Below are 14,399 nucleotides of genomic sequence, written 5' to 3' on the forward strand. Positions count from 1 at the left end.
TTACCTGTTGCGATTGCCGCGCCCCAGCGCGCGACTCATCTGGGCCGCAATCTGCCCCTGAGAGCGGCGGAACCCCTGCACGTCAGGTGTCGAAATGTTCATCACCACATTCACGGCACGCCCGGCACCCTGCGTCCGCACGCCCAGCTTGCCATCGGCCCCGCGCGCAAGCGGCATGATCGCCTCTGGCCCGGCTTCTCCCATCAGCCCGGTGCCGCCACGCATGGGAAACATGGTCGGGCCGCTGACCACACCGCCATTGGCGAAGGGCATCACCCGGCCCTGGCTGAAGCTGCCGCCATCGGCAAAGGGCAGAATTCCTTTCACCAACCCGCCGACCGTGTTGGCCAGCATGCCGCCAAAGTGGTCCGTCACCGGCTTGATCGCAGCCGCATAAGCCGTTTGGATCAAAGAGTTCTTCAGGACATCCAACGCACCGGAAAGGCTCATCCCATCCAGAACGACACCATCGAAGGCCTTGCGCAATCCGCTGGACATGCCGCGCTCCAGCGTGGCGACATCCTTGCCGGTCTCTTCAAATGCGGCGCTGATGCGCTTCATCTGGCTGTCAAACGCTGCCGCCATAGTCGCAGCATCGCCGAGGGAATCGCCCAGCGCTTCGCCTCGTTCTTGCAGGTCCTCAAACCCGTCACGATCTGTCATCACGCTCTCCTTGTGTCTTGTCCGGATAGGCGGCCAGCAAAGCGTCCAACCCCGCCCGGTTCATTGCGGGCGCTCCGGAACCCTGCCCCAGCATCAGCCGCAGCTCTGCCGGGGTCAGACGCCAGAATTGATCCGGCGTCAGTCGCAGCCCCAGAAATCCGGCCCGCATCAGGGCAGGCCAGTCGAACCCGCTCATGCGCCCTCCGGCACCATGAAGGCGCGCGCCAACAATTCGGCTGCTGTTCTGGCGGCCGCCATGGGGCCGCCTTCGATCTCGGCATGCATCAGGTCGGCCCGGGCAATGTTCCAGCCACCGCCCCGCAAACCGGCAACGATCAGCGCCAGAACATCCGCACTGGAATACGCACCGCCCTCAAATCGCTGCACCAGCTCAACCAGCGACCCAGCATTCAGCTCCTGCTCCAGCTCCGCCAAAGCACCAAGCGTCAGCTTGAGCACCCGCCGTTCCCCATCGATGGTCAAAGCCACCTCGCCCGTCCACGGATTGGCCATCGGATTACAGCGCCGTGAAGGTCAAAGCACCGGCGCTTGCCAGGCTCATCTCGTAGGTCGCTTCCCCGTTGTGCGAGCCCGCATACTCGATGCCGGTCACCTGAAACGGGCCTTCTACAATCCCGAAATCAGGGATGATGACCTGAAAGGCCGGAGTTTCGCCATCAAAGAACAACTGCCGCGCGCGTTCATCCGTGCCAGCATCCTTGAACACGCCAGAGCCAGAAATCGAAGCCGATTTGACCCCCGCCCCGGACAAAAGCTCGCGCCATCCACCCTGGCTTTCCAGACTCGTGACATCCACACTTTCAGCATTGAAACTTATGCGCGTGGCCCGCAGCCCCGCGATGGTCTGGAACAGGCCGGTACCGTTCATATCCATTTTGACCAACAGGTCTTTTCCGTTCTGGGCAGCCATGTGCTCTCTCCGTTGATTGCTTAGTCATCTTCCACGCGGGCGCGGAACTTCAGGTCGATCTGGCGGATGGTGCCGCCGGTCCCGGTGCGCCGGGCCGAGGCCCGCTCGAACCACAGCCCCACCAAACGCCCGCGAACCAGGTTGAGTGGCGCGTTCTCAAGCGCGTCATACACCGCGCCCGCCAGTGTTTTGGCAGCACCGAACCCTGCCTCCTGGGACACCACCGAAACGGTGAAGCGGTGTATCGCGCCCGCGCCTGTTCGGTCCGACGCGTCCCGCACCTCTTCGGGGCCCAGCGTCACATAGGTCTGCGGCACGGTTCCCGCGGGTACGGCATCATAGATCGCGCCCCCCGATTGGCTGCTGACTGCTGCGTCCGCTGAAAGCTGTTGATACACGGCCGCCTGCAAAGCGGCGGAAACGCCATAGCTCATGCCGCCACCTCTTCATCTGCGAAACAGGTCAGGAACTTGCCGCGCGGATCATGCTCGGCCACGGCCCGGATTACGAAACAGCGATTTCCCTCGCGAAACCGCTGATCTGGCGCGGGGCGCACCGAAGATCCCATGGGCGCACCACGTACCACGATGCGGTACCCGACACGCGAAACGGACGCTCCGGCGATCTGCCGTTCGGCGCCACTGCGCGCCGTCACCTCGGCCCACAGTGTCCCCATCGCAGCCCATGTTTCGGTATAGCCCCCCGCCCCATCAGCACTTCGCATTGGCGCCTCCAGCACCAATTTACGGTTCAGATGCGGCGTATTCATTGCGATACCCCCGCCCCGAAACGCACCATGCGATAGCGCTGGATCAGGCTGGTGACACCAAAGGGCATACATCCAGCGCCCAATGAGGTTTCATCCCGGTATTCATAGTAATGCGCCGCCAGCAGCAGCACGGCTTGCCCAAGATCGGCAGGCAGCCCGCCCCAATCCTGCGCCATCCCCGCGACAAACGAAATCTTTACGGAACCACCCGTTTCGATGGCAGGCAGGCTGGATTCCCATGGGCGGATCCGGGGCCGCTGACTATCATGCTCCAGGCGATAGGTCGCGGCGTCCGCAACTTTTTCGGCTCCTTGCTTGTCAGCCAGCGTCACGGCCTGCACTGAAACCACCGGGGCCACAGGCAGAACTTCACCCGACGGGTCGCGCCACCTGTTCAAACTCCACGAGAAATCCCGTGTGATCAGAACCGTGCCAGTGCGCGCCTCGATCGCCGCGATGGCGGCTCGCAGGAACCCCTTCAACACTTCATTCTGCACATCATCTTCGGCAAAGCCCGTGCCCAACCTCAGATGCGCCTTGAACTGATCCACCGGCAGCGCCGCATCCGCGATGGCGGTCTCTTCGATCAACATCATCCACTCACTCCGCAATCTCGGACCCCTCCAGGGCCCCATCCTTGGAAAATGGCGGGCACGCGCCACCCCACGTTGCTCGGACGGAGGGGAGCAGCTAGACAACGCAGAGGATCTCACTCCGGCCCGCGCCCGCCGTCCGAGGGGCCAGGGCCCCCCGGATTCAGCCCGCGTTAGGCGGTGCCGAATTTCACCAGCTTGATCGCAGCAAAGTCGCTGACATCGCCGCCGACGCGCTTGGTCGCGTAGAACAGGACATGTGGCTTGGCGCTGAACGGGTCGCGCAGCACGCGCAGATCAGGACGCTCGGCAATGGTGTAACCAGCCTGGAAGTCACCAAAGGCTATCGAGAAACTGTCGGTTGCCACATCCGGCATGTCCTCGGCGATCAGAACCGGATACCCCATCAGACGCGCCGGCTCACCTGCGGCCAGACCATCGGACCACAGGAAGCGGCCATCGCTGTCCTTCAGCTTGCGGATCACACCTGCGGTCTTCGAATTCATCACGAAGGTCCCGTTGACCCGGTACTGCGCGCCCAGCGCATAAACGACATCGACAATCGCATCCGCATCAATACCCGCATCAATACCGGTCGCGACATAGCCAATGCTGCCCCACGACCAGCCATCATTCGGCACCGCTCGGTGGATCATCAACCCCTTGGGCTTGTCGACGCCATCGCCGTTGATGAATGCCGCCGCCTCGGCGCGTGCAAACTTGTCGGCAATGCGCCCGGCCAGCCAGCCCTCGACGTCGAAGGCACTGTCATCCAGCAGACGTTGCGACGCTTTGGGCAGCGCGCTCAGCTCGTGCAGCGGGATCGAGATGCGATCGATCGACGGTGTTCCGGTTTCCGCTGTGGCCGAGTTTTCGTCAGCCCAGCCCGCACCTACATCGGTGTGATCGATCAACACGTCGAACGAATTTGCCTCGACATTCACGACCGATGCAATCGAACGGATCGAGGCGGTCGAGTTCAAAACCGACTTGATCGTCTCGGCAGTCTGCGGATCAACCAGATAGCCACCATCGCTGTTGACCGCTGTTGACAGGGACTTGGCCTCCATCTCGAGGCCACGCAGCCCGTCATCTTCGCCGGACCGCACATAGGCGTCAAATGCCTTCTGATGCGGGGCTCCGTCTTCGATCGAAGCGGCAAGATGCGGGCGTGCCGCGATTGTTGATTTACGATCCAGCATGGTCAGTCGCTCTTCTGTCTGTTGCAGTTTAGTATTAACTTCGGCTTTCAGTCCCTTGAATTCATTCACGAAGCCAGCCATCGCCTGCTTCACCTCCTGAACCAGGGGCGCACCCTCTCCGGTCAAGGCCGGGGTTTCGGTCTTGCTCATCAGCATGTCCTGTTCTGAGTGGTTTTGAGGCGCGCTAGTTCCGCGCCAGCTCCTGCCGGGCATCGTTGAATACGTCGGCAATACAGCGCAGGGCTTCCTCGGCGTCAGGTGTCCTTCCCTTCGCCGCCACCCGCGCACTGGGCAGCATCGGGAAGGTCACCAATGACACCTCCCACAGCTCCAGTTCGGTCAGGACCCGCTGGCCCTTGTCATTCTTCACAGCCCGTTTGGTGCGGTAGCCGATCGACAGACCATCCATCGCACCTGCCCGGATCAATTCTGCCGCCTCGCGGCCCTTCTGCGTGCTCTCCAGCAGACGCCCCTTGACCCACAGGCCCTTGTCGTCCTCGCGTACTTCGTCCCACACGCCGATGGGCTGCGCCGGATCATGCTGCCACAGCATCTTGACGCGCTGCCCCGCCCTGGCCAACCTGTCAAGCGAACCGCGATAGGCGCCACGCTGCACCACGTCACTGCCCTGATCGACCTGCCCAAACAGGCTGGAATAGCCCTCGATTACCGCATCATCCGTAACCGACAAACCGCCACCGAACCTTGCGAACTTGTGCTCCAAATCCATGAACTTCTCCACGTAACTCATTGAACTCATGGCGATACCACCAAGAGAGATTGAAACGCCTGCGCCAGGATCACCGCCGCCACGCCATAAACCGTCAGCCACAGCCGGCGCTCCAGCCGCTCCATCATCTCTTCGATCTGATCCAGGCGCCGACACAGATGTGCATGCTGGATCTCGGCCACCCGTTCGTGCGCGGCCAGACGCAGACCCGGCGCGCACTCGAACGAGGGATACCCCTCACCCATCCGCACGCTCCGGCAGGCCCAGCAAGGCACGCTTCTCGGCGTTGGTCAGGAAGTCGGCCCCGTTGACCCGCGCCCATTGCGCATCCCGTTCTGCGGACAGCGCAGGCACCTGGTCCATGTCAGGCTTCAACACCAGCTCCTCGCCGGTAAAGCCCGCCAGCCAGTCCGACACCGCCGCCGCCACCCGCGTCACCAGGGGCAGAACGGTCAGGCGATAGAACGCCCGGTTGGCCTCCTGATAGTTCGAATAGGTCGCGTCGCCCTGGATCCCCAGCAGCATCGGCGGGACCCCAAAGGCCAGCGCGATCTCGCGGGCGGCGGCTTCCTTGGTCTTCTGAAACTCCATGTCCGAGGGCGAAAAGCCCATCGGCTTCCAGTCCAATCCCCCCTCCAGAACCATCGGCCGGCCCGCATTGCGTGCCCCGCGATAGTTCTGTTCGATCTCATCCGACAGACGCCGGAACTGATCCTCGGCCATCACCCCGTGACCATCGCCCTTCCACACCAGCGCCCCCGATGGCCGCGCCGCATTGTCCAGCAGCGATTTCGACCACCGCGACGCGCTGTTATGCACATCAATCGCCATCGCCGCTGCCTGCATCGGCGAGAACCCATAGTGGTCATCCTGCGGATGGAACGATTTGATATGACAGATGTTTTCCGCTGCGAAGCGATGCTTTTTACCACCCACCGCATAGTCATATGCCTTGGGCCAGCCATCCGCGCCCGGCACCACGCTCATCCGGTCGGAACGCAATACATGCAGTTCGACCGGCAGGCCTTCCTCTGCCTGAACCGCCTCGACATAGGCATTGCCCGACAGCAGTAACTGCCCGAACAGAGCCTCCATCAACTCCGCTTGCCCCTGCGCCGCATTCGGACGACGCATCAGGGACAAGATCGGATGGGTATCAAACCGCTGCGCCTGATCCTGCAACACCAACGGCAAAGCCGCCGCCGCCTCGGCAATCAGCTTGACGGAGCGAAACCCCACCGGGTTCCCTGAAAACCCCGTCCGCGTCAGCGACACCGCGTCCCTGGGGCTCCAGGCCACGCGCCCGCCCGTCTGCCACGCCACCACCGGCCCAGCCGCGCTTGCTTTTGCCTCGTGCGCCGCTTCAGCCGATCCACGACGCAAGAAATCGAATACCATCTGTGCTCCTTTCTGCCGCCGCTCTGCCCGGCTTGTTGAAGGGAGTTATGACGGAAAGAAGTTTAAGCCTCGGGAATGGGGCGTACGGGGGTTGGGCAACACGAACAACCAAAGTAGGTGGCGAATTCCGAATGGATGGCTATTGGTAGAAGTACTGAAAGCAAAGCGGGACCGATCGAATGACCCAGCCAGAATTGGCCATCAGAAAACGACTGGAAAGCCGCGCACTCGTAGTAGCAATGGGGGGAAATCTCTTCATGGGTGCCGCAGGAATCCTGGCCAGCATTCTGTCGAATTCGAACGCGATCATGATGGACGGACTGTTCTCACTGATCGGTTTTACTTCAGCCGTTCTCGGCCGAAGGATCAGCCAACGAATTGATGCCGGACCCGACAAGCTACGACCGTTCGGCTATGCCGCAGACGAGGCCATCTTTTCAACACTCCGCTCTCTATCCCTTTTGGGTCTTGTATTGTTTGCTATCACCAGCGCCCTCAAAAGCATCTACAACTATCTGAACGGCCTGCCCCCCGAGCCTCTGAGCTTTGCGCCAATGATCCTCTATTTCTCGGGGATTAGACTGACCTGCACCTTGCTCTGGGCCTTTCATCATTTCACCTGGCGTCGCATCGGACGAAACAGCGCAATCCTGCGACTGGAGGCCAAAGCGGCGCTTTTTGACGGGATGATCACTGCGGCGGCAGGCATCGGCCTGGCTGCCATCTACTATTTCAGGGAAGGACCACTTGCCTTGATCGCTCCGATCGGGGACTCCGTGATTGTCCTACTGCTTTGCCTGCTGGCCCTCGGGGCGTATATCCGTGAATTCAAAGGCGGATTGGGCGAGCTTGCAGGGTTAAGCGCCAGCCCCGCCACTATTGCGACCGCGCGCCGCGCCGTACGTGCAACTCTCATTGAAGATGGCGGCCGGATCCGGGATCTGTCTGTTACCAAACTGGGCCGATCCCATTTAGTGACTGTCTACTATGACCCATGTCGCTCCGTTTTCGCGCACGAAATCGACCGCCTCAACCTGGATTTGATACGCGATGTTCGAACCGTATTGGCCGGGGCTGACGTTCTGCTGATTGTCTCTGAACACCCCAGACGATGGCCAGATGAACTCGCCCCTATCCAAAGCGCTTGATGTATTCGCCGCACTGGCCTTACAAACTCCGCACCCTCGGCCGCCGGTACACCCCCGCAGGCCCCACCACCAACTCATGCAGCGCCCAGACCAGCGCATCGACGCGGTCGGGTGAGCCCTGCCCCTCGAACCCGCGCGCGGTCATCTGGCACATCTGTTCCTCCAGCGCGTCCAGCCCGGCCACATGGAGCACCCGCCCCTGTTCGTACAGCGCCGCCACCGGCTCGGCCCGTGCGACCTTGCCACGTGAGGCCCGCACCGCCCGGAACGGGACCAGAGGGTCCACCTGCCGCACCACCTCTTCCACCAGCTGCCCGCCCTGATTGACCTCGGCCACCAGCCGCTCGGCCCCAAACTCGTCCATCGCGTCAATTGCCGCCTGCGCCCAGCCCGCCGGGCCAACGCCCTGCACCGTCCGATCAGCCAGCACATAGGCGCGCCAGTCCTCGGGCGGGCCTTGCAATTGCGCGCCCACCACCACGATCCCGCAGGCATCAGCGCTTGATCCCCCCGTCACCGCCGGGTCCAGCGCAACGACGATGCGATCCAGCTCGGGCACTACCTCGACCCGCGCCGCATCCAGCATCGAGCCTGTCCACAGCGCCCCTTCGGCATCGGCCAGCAGCACCCCGTCCAGTTCCTGCCGCCCCAGCCGCGTGCCCGCATAACGCGCACGCACCTCTTGCAGGAACGAGTCCGCCAGATTGGCCCGGTTCGCCTCGGTCGGCGCATCGGTCTGAACCGTGGACGGCGAGGCCAGCAGATCCTTCAGCACCTTCACGTTGCGCGGCGTCGTGGTCACGCAGACCCGAGGCTGATCCCCCAACCGCAGCGCAAATTGAAGCATGTCCCAGGTCTCGCCGGCCTTCTTCCACTTGGCCAACTCATCCACCCATGCCGCATCGAATTGCGGGCCGCGCAGCCCCTCGGGATCATGCGCCGAAAACGCCTGCGCCTCGGCCCCGTTGGGCCAGATCAGTTTGCGCTCGGATGCCTTCCACACCGGCCGACGATCCGGCGGCGAGCATTGCAAAATCCCGCTATCGCCAAAAATCATCACATCGCGTACCTGATCGAAGGTCTCACCAACCAAAGCCACCCGACAGGCCTGGCCCTTATCCAATGGCAAAGACCCCTCGACCATCGACCGCACCCACTCGGCCCCGGCGCGTGTCTTGCCCGCACCGCGTCCGCCCATGATCACCCAGGACCGCCAGTCGCCCTCGGGTGGCAGCTGATGCGGCAGCGCCCAGAATTCGAACAGGAAAGGGAGGGCACACAGCCCTCCCTCCCCGATCTCACTCAGAAATCTGTTCTGCACCGCAACAGGCGCGGAGGCGAGCCAGCCTGCACCCGACTTCAAACCGAGCTCGGTCAAGATCGAGCGCGTACCCTCCTTGGGCAATTCCGGCTTGTCTGTGATGTTGTTCGACAAAGCTTGTCTCCACTTTCTGACAACTTCGGATCAGCCCCTCTAACTGCCCGAGTTGCTTGGCTGAACCAGCAAGATCTACATCCTCCCCGGCTCCGATCTGTTTGCGCAGGTCTTCCGCCGCTTGCCGCAGATCGCGAATGGACCTCTCAAGCGACTGCAACAATTCAGCCGTCTGGGAAATCCGCTCTTCCGGGGTAATCAAAGTCATGTTTGCCTGTGACCTCATGCGTGAGTTTTCTCCGCACGAGAGAAGCAAAAAACGGCCACCGGGTCGCCCCGGGGCCGTTGCCCACTTCCTCTAGCATGTCACAAGCTATACGGTATTAAGTGCGCAAAGTCAATGAGTTGCGCAACGTCGACGCAACACGCAGCGGTCGCTGTGTTGAGTTTTCCTTTACCTCTTACTCTCAGCTCTGGCCTGTCAAATCCTGCGCCAGCATCAGCGCATTCCTATCCGGATCATAAAACGTTGCTGTGCTGACCATCCCCTCAATCGTGTCCGTTTCACCGTCAAATTCCACTCCTGCAAGTTCCAACTTTCCGCGCGCCTCCGCGATATCCGCGACTTCGAAGACAGGCACGCAATTCCCCGGAGAGGCTTCGGCCTGTTCGCCCAGTCCCAAAGTGACACGGTCGACATTGGTTCGCAATTCGCTCCATCCCGCTTCATCAATGTGGTGGATAAGCTCAAATCCCAACTTGGCGGCATACCATTCCGCACTGGCGTGTCGGTCCCGAACGGACATCGCAAGTGTGATGGTGTTTTTCAATGAAACGAGCGACATAAGGCTTTTCCTTTTTGAAAAATATATTTACTATACTTTATGGACATAAATACACTTGTCAAGCTGACATCGCGGGCTTGGTCCCTGAAAATTCTTGCCCTGCTGCACGCCAAAGTTCCGGGCCGGCAAGCCCCGCTTTTGGCAGCGACCGACGCAAGCCGAACGGCCTTTGCAGCCAGCCTTTCTCATCTTATTGAACTTGGAATGATCGAAAGGAACCCCGGACATGGGCACCCTCTGCGTCCAGAATTTCGACTTACGCCATTCGGAACCGAGGCTGCCACGATCGCCAGCAAGATAATTACTACCGCCCGCTCTGAGGATGAAATCAGACTGCTACGAAAATCCTGGACTGTGCCAGTTCTGGCGTTGACAGGTACCCCTCATCGTTTCTCGGCCATCAAATCTGGTCTTACGATCATTACAGATCGGGCGCTGTCCTCATCCCTTCACCAATTGGAAGCACAAAACTGGATCCGACGCGACATTCACACTGCCGAGAGGATGCCATTTCCAACCTATCAGGCCGTGAATACTGGAATGGCGATCAACAGGGCCGTTGGTTTTACGTTGTAATTCAATGGCAGCCTGGTGCCGCGAACAGTGCCTTATTCGACTCAGTAGACCACCAGAAGGCTTGCCAGCGCTTGACATTTCATGGCGGAACCCTCATGTGCCCCACATCACAGCGCTGATGCGTGAGTTCAAGCGGACCTCGTCCGCCCCACAGCGCCAACTCATCATTCCAGTTCCCCATCACGCAGGGTTCTTGACGCGGCGGCCGGATGGCGCAGGATACGCCTGCTCGTCCCGAGGTCTCGCACAACCCCTGTCGGTCGCCAACGCGCGACCCTTCATGACCTGTCCGTGGGCCAACGCTCCGGGCTGCAAAGGATAGTTATTTGTTCGACTTTGATATGCTGGGCCTTGCCCCGGCACTGAACGAGGCACTCAAACGCGCCAATTTCACTCAACCCACCCCAATCCAGAACCAGGCGATTCCACTTGCTCTGAATGGTCACGACATTCTGGGACTGGCGCAAACCGGCACCGGAAAGACCTTGGCTTTTGGCCTGCCTCTGATCGATCACCTTCTGGCCCAACCCGGCAAGCTCGACCCGAAAACCGCCAAAGCACTGATCCTGGCGCCCACCCGCGAACTTGTGAATCAAATCGCCGACAGCCTCCGCACCTTGACGAAAGGTACCAAGCTGCGCGTGGCCACCGTTGTCGGCGGCCAATCGATCAACAAGCAGATAATGTTCCTTTCCCGTGGTACCGATATTCTGGTTGCCACACCGGGCCGCCTGATAGATCTGATGGAGCGGGGCGCGGTAAACCTCGGAGCGGTGCGCCATCTGGTGCTGGACGAAGCAGACCAGATGCTTGACCTGGGCTTTATCCATGCACTGCGAAAAATCGCTCCGGCCCTGGGCACCCCACGCCAAACCATGTTGTTTTCGGCCACCATGCCGAAGCAGATGGAAGAGCTCAGCCGCGCTTACCTGACCAACCCGCAGCGGGTGCAGGTCTCGCCTCCGGGCAAAGCCGCAGACAAGATTACACAATCTCTGCACTTCGTCTCCAAACCCGGGAAACCAGCCAAGCTGCGTGAAATCCTGTCGAAGGACACGGACGCCCTGACACTGGTCTTTACCCGCACCAAACATGGCGCGGAACGGCTGATGAAAGGGCTTGTGGCCGATGGCTACAACGCCGCATCCATCCACGGCAACAAAAGCCAGGGTCAGCGTGATCGCGCGATCAAGGCGTTCCGCGCGGGTGACATCAACATTCTGGTGGCCACCGACGTTGCCGCCCGGGGCATCGACATCCCGGGCGTCGCCTACGTGATCAACTTCGACCTGCCCGAGGTACCTGACAACTACGTCCACCGTATCGGGCGCACCGCCCGCGCAGGGCGCGAGGGCGAAGCTATCGCCTTCTGTTCCGCGGAAGAAGTTGATCTGCTGAGCCAGATTCAAAAGCTGATGAAGATCGAGATTCCAGTTGCCAGTGGCGCGATGCCCGAAGCTGTGCAACCTGAAAAACCGGCGCGCCGCCCGAACAACCGTCGCCGGGGGTTCAAACCCAAATCCGCCGACGCGGGGTCAAAACCCGCAGCAAACAAACGGCGTCGCCCACGCGGTAAACGTCCGGCGGCCTAAGATCGGAACACAAAAAAGCCAACGCCGGTTCAATGACCGGCGTTGGCGCAACACGATGAACGAAACTATTTTTCGTTCAGATCAATTCCCCGAATTCTGCTCTGCCTCAATCTCGCGCCATTTGGCGACATTGCGATTATGCTCCTGCAAGGTTTCGGCAAATGCATGGCCGCCCGTGCCATCGGCAACGAAGAACACGAAATCCGTGTCATCCGGCGCAACAGCAGCTTCAAGGCTGGCCAAGCCCGGATTGGCAATCGGCGTCGGCGGCAAACCGTCTATCTGATAGGTGTTCCACGGGGTTGGTCGGTTCAGCTCGCTGCGGCGCAGCCCGCGTCCCAACGTGCCTTGCCCTTTGGTGACGCCATAGATGACGGTCGGGTCCGTCTGCAACCGCATCCCCTGTTTCAGCCGGTTCACAAAAACACTGGCCACTTGCCCGCGCTCTTCCGGAACTCCGGTTTCCTTTTCGATGATCGACGCAAGGATCAGCATTTCTTCGGGATTTTGCAGCGGCAACCCGTCCTGACGGCTTTCCCAAACGGCATTGATCCGCAATTGTTGCTTGTCCTGCATCGCCTGCAAAATGTCGTTACGGTCCTGGCCCGCCACAACATCGTAACTGTCAGGCGCCAGCATCCCTTCGGCCGGGATCTCGGTCACCTCACCTGTCAAAGCGTCGAACGCCTTCAACGCCTGTACCACCTGCCACGAGGTCACACCTTCGGCCAGCGACACGCGGTAACGGGTGTCCGCCTCGTTGCGTTTCTCGTCATAGGCCTCGGGCACCTCGTCTTCCAAGGGATCAAACGACGCGATTTCGACGAAATCCAGGGTCGCCGGGTTCAACTCGCGCACACGGGTCTGAGCACGCGTCACACCGATACGATACTCAATCTCGGATCCACAGGTGCTGGCACCGCTGCTGGTAATTTCGTCGATGATCTGCTCCATCGACGCGCCTTCCCGCACCAAAAAGCTGCCGGCTTTCAACTGCTGCGCCCGATCCGTGTAATCGGCGGCCATCCGAAAGATCGTGGCACTGCGGATCGCGCCCTGCTCTTCCAGTTCCTGACTGACACGTGTCATGTTCGATCCGCTTCTGACCTGAAGGCAGATCGCGGTTTCAAGCGGGCCTTCGGCCTTGTACTGGGTCTGCCCCCAAAGGATCAGTCCACCCATCAGGAACAGACCGACCACCAGAATGGTCAGCGCGTTCGAAGCAATGGCCCGCCACATTTAGTTGGCCTTTCCGAAGATCACGCTGGCATTGGTGCCGCCAAACCCGAACGAGTTCGACAGGGCCACGTTGATCTCACGCTCACGCTTGGTGTTCGGGGCCAGATCAATTGGTGTCTCCACCGCGGGGTTGTCCAGGTTGATCGTCGGAGGTGCGACCTGATCGCGGATCGCCAGAATCGAGAAGATTGCCTCGATCGCCCCCGCTGCACCCAAAAGGTGCCCGGTTGCCGATTTGGTCGACGTCATGGTGGCGTTCGCGGCGTGGTCTCCCAGCAGACGTTCGACCGCACCCAGTTCGATCGTATCCGCCATGGTCGAAGTGCCATGGGCGTTGATGTAGTCCAAGTCCTTCGGCTCCAGCCCGGCGCTGCGCAACGCGGCTTTCATCGAACGTTCTGCCCCGTCACCATCCTCGGACGGTGCCGTGATGTGATATGCGTCGCCCGACATGCCATAGCCCAGCACCTCGGCGTAGATCTTTGCACCGCGGGCCTTTGCGTGTTCATACTCTTCCAGGATGACGATGCCCGCACCTTCGCCCATGACGAATCCGTCGCGGTCAACGTCATAGGGTCGGCTGGCCGCCTTCGGGTTGTCTGCATATTTGGTCGACAACGCCTTGCATGCGTTGAACCCGGCGATGCCGATTTCGCAGATGCAGCCTTCGCCGCCACCTGCAACCATGACGTCTGCGTCACCTGCCCGAATGATACGGCTGGCGTCACCGATTGCATGGGCACCGGTGGAACACGCCGTCACGACCGAATGGTTCGGCCCTTTGAAGCCGTGCCGGATCGACACCTGACCTGATGCCAGGTTGATCAGAGCACCCGGAATAAAGAACGGTGAAACCCGGCGCGGGCCCTTGTCGCGGATCAGATTGGCGGTATTCGCGATCGAACCCAACCCCCCGATGCCAGAACCGATCAGAACACCTGTTCGCAGGCGGTCCTCTTCATCTTCCGGCAACCAGTTCGCATCCTTGCAGGCCATTTCCGCGGCTGCGATGGAATACAGGATAAAGTCCTCGATCTTGCGCTGCTCTTTCGGCGGCATCCAGTCATCGGGATTGAAGGTCCCGTTGGTTCCGTCCCCGCGGGGCACTTCACAGGCGTAGGTCGTGGCGACACCACTGCCTTCCGCATCAAAATGCGTGATGGGACCAGCGCCGGACTCTCCGTCCAGCAGCCGCGACCAGGTTTCCTCGACCCCGCTGGCCAAAGGAGTGACCAATCCAAGACCGGTTACAACGACTCTGCGCATGAAGTGCCTCTTGCCTGCTTCCTGTTATGAGAACCGCTCTTACCCCGGCCCGGGGTGCGGGGGCAAGAGCAA

Annotated in this window: 19 protein-coding genes; 3 read left to right on the top strand and 16 right to left on the bottom strand. The window is 60.8% G+C overall.

Annotated features, from left to right (window positions below; genetic code table 11):
- The 11 genes from ACR0E2_RS04900 to ACR0E2_RS04950 form a co-directional block, all read right to left on the bottom strand.
- Window positions 1-663 (bottom strand): phage tail tape measure protein, encoded by a 663-nt coding sequence (locus tag ACR0E2_RS04900; protein WP_480445444.1) that lies wholly within the window; start codon window positions 661-663, stop codon window positions 1-3.
- Complete coding sequence (locus ACR0E2_RS04905) at window positions 650-859, bottom strand: rcc01693 family protein (RefSeq protein WP_152458311.1); 210 nt, start codon at window positions 857-859, stop codon at window positions 650-652. Before ACR0E2_RS04905 ends, ACR0E2_RS04900 begins: the two co-directional genes overlap by 14 nt.
- Entirely contained in the window at window positions 856-1,176 is a 321-nt protein-coding gene (locus ACR0E2_RS04910) for a gene transfer agent family protein (protein WP_480445445.1), read from the bottom strand. The genes ACR0E2_RS04905 and ACR0E2_RS04910 overlap by 4 nt, the downstream gene beginning before the upstream one ends.
- A 4-nt stretch (window positions 1,177-1,180) precedes the next feature.
- Window positions 1,181-1,594 (bottom strand): phage major tail protein, TP901-1 family, encoded by a 414-nt coding sequence (locus ACR0E2_RS04915; RefSeq protein WP_480445447.1) that lies wholly within the window; start codon window positions 1,592-1,594, stop codon window positions 1,181-1,183.
- 20 nt (window positions 1,595-1,614) lie between these two features.
- Window positions 1,615-2,028, bottom strand: coding sequence for a DUF3168 domain-containing protein (locus tag ACR0E2_RS04920; protein ID WP_480445448.1), 414 nt, complete (start codon window positions 2,026-2,028; stop codon window positions 1,615-1,617).
- Entirely contained in the window at window positions 2,025-2,363 is a 339-nt protein-coding gene (locus ACR0E2_RS04925) for a phage head closure protein (RefSeq protein ID WP_480445449.1), read from the bottom strand. The genes ACR0E2_RS04920 and ACR0E2_RS04925 overlap by 4 nt, the downstream gene beginning before the upstream one ends.
- Window positions 2,360-2,959 (bottom strand): head-tail connector protein, encoded by a 600-nt coding sequence (locus ACR0E2_RS04930; RefSeq protein WP_480445451.1) that lies wholly within the window; start codon window positions 2,957-2,959, stop codon window positions 2,360-2,362. Before ACR0E2_RS04930 ends, ACR0E2_RS04925 begins: the two co-directional genes overlap by 4 nt.
- A gap of 170 nt (window positions 2,960-3,129) precedes the next feature.
- A complete protein-coding gene (locus ACR0E2_RS04935; protein ID WP_480445452.1) occupies window positions 3,130-4,308 on the bottom strand; it encodes a phage major capsid protein in 1,179 nt (392 codons plus the stop codon).
- 34 nt (window positions 4,309-4,342) lie between these two features.
- Entirely contained in the window at window positions 4,343-4,888 is a 546-nt protein-coding gene (locus ACR0E2_RS04940; RefSeq protein WP_480445453.1) for an HK97 family phage prohead protease, read from the bottom strand.
- 26 nt (window positions 4,889-4,914) lie between these two features.
- Complete coding sequence (locus ACR0E2_RS04945; protein ID WP_171231429.1) at window positions 4,915-5,133, bottom strand: GTA head formation protein, RCAP_rcc01685 family; 219 nt, start codon at window positions 5,131-5,133, stop codon at window positions 4,915-4,917.
- The gene (locus tag ACR0E2_RS04950) at window positions 5,126-6,286 is read right to left on the bottom strand and encodes a phage portal protein (RefSeq protein ID WP_480445455.1); all 1,161 of its coding nucleotides are present in this window, start codon (window positions 6,284-6,286) and stop codon (window positions 5,126-5,128) included. Before ACR0E2_RS04950 ends, ACR0E2_RS04945 begins: the two co-directional genes overlap by 8 nt.
- A gap of 239 nt (window positions 6,287-6,525) precedes the next feature.
- On the opposite strand from ACR0E2_RS04950, the gene ACR0E2_RS04955 reads away from it, so the two are divergent.
- Window positions 6,526-7,434, top strand: a complete 909-nt coding sequence (locus ACR0E2_RS04955; protein WP_480446181.1) for a cation efflux transmembrane domain-containing protein — start codon at window positions 6,526-6,528, stop codon at window positions 7,432-7,434.
- A 19-nt stretch (window positions 7,435-7,453) separates the two neighbouring features.
- Here the strand turns inward: ACR0E2_RS04955 and ACR0E2_RS04960 are convergent, their stop codons facing one another.
- The 3 genes from ACR0E2_RS04960 to ACR0E2_RS04970 form a co-directional block, all read right to left on the bottom strand.
- Window positions 7,454-8,755 carry a DNA-packaging protein gene (locus ACR0E2_RS04960; RefSeq protein ID WP_480445456.1) on the bottom strand — a complete coding sequence of 434 codons (1,302 nt, stop codon included), beginning with the start codon at window positions 8,753-8,755 and terminating at the stop codon, window positions 7,454-7,456.
- A complete protein-coding gene (locus ACR0E2_RS04965) occupies window positions 8,733-9,077 on the bottom strand; it encodes a hypothetical protein (protein WP_480445457.1) in 345 nt (114 codons plus the stop codon). Before ACR0E2_RS04965 ends, ACR0E2_RS04960 begins: the two co-directional genes overlap by 23 nt.
- A 199-nt stretch (window positions 9,078-9,276) precedes the next feature.
- Window positions 9,277-9,654, bottom strand: a complete 378-nt coding sequence (locus ACR0E2_RS04970) for a VOC family protein (protein ID WP_171204959.1) — start codon at window positions 9,652-9,654, stop codon at window positions 9,277-9,279.
- 39 nt (window positions 9,655-9,693) lie between these two features.
- On the opposite strand from ACR0E2_RS04970, the gene ACR0E2_RS04975 reads away from it, so the two are divergent.
- On the top strand, window positions 9,694-10,230 hold the full coding sequence (locus ACR0E2_RS04975) for a winged helix-turn-helix transcriptional regulator (protein ID WP_171362669.1): 537 nt from the start codon (window positions 9,694-9,696) through the stop codon (window positions 10,228-10,230).
- Between the two features lie 326 nt (window positions 10,231-10,556).
- Complete coding sequence (locus ACR0E2_RS04980) at window positions 10,557-11,822, top strand: DEAD/DEAH box helicase (RefSeq protein WP_480445459.1); 1,266 nt, start codon at window positions 10,557-10,559, stop codon at window positions 11,820-11,822.
- A gap of 81 nt (window positions 11,823-11,903) precedes the next feature.
- Here the strand turns inward: ACR0E2_RS04980 and mltG are convergent, their stop codons facing one another.
- Both mltG and fabF read right to left on the bottom strand, forming a co-directional pair.
- Window positions 11,904-13,061, bottom strand: a complete 1,158-nt coding sequence (gene mltG / locus ACR0E2_RS04985) for an endolytic transglycosylase MltG (RefSeq protein ID WP_480445461.1) — start codon at window positions 13,059-13,061, stop codon at window positions 11,904-11,906.
- On the bottom strand, window positions 13,062-14,327 hold the full coding sequence (fabF, locus tag ACR0E2_RS04990; RefSeq protein ID WP_480445463.1) for a beta-ketoacyl-ACP synthase II: 1,266 nt from the start codon (window positions 14,325-14,327) through the stop codon (window positions 13,062-13,064). It lies immediately after the preceding gene.
- Window positions 14,328-14,399: the final 72 nt, after the last annotated feature.

It is taken from the genome of Ruegeria sp. A4 (assembly GCF_056543025.1).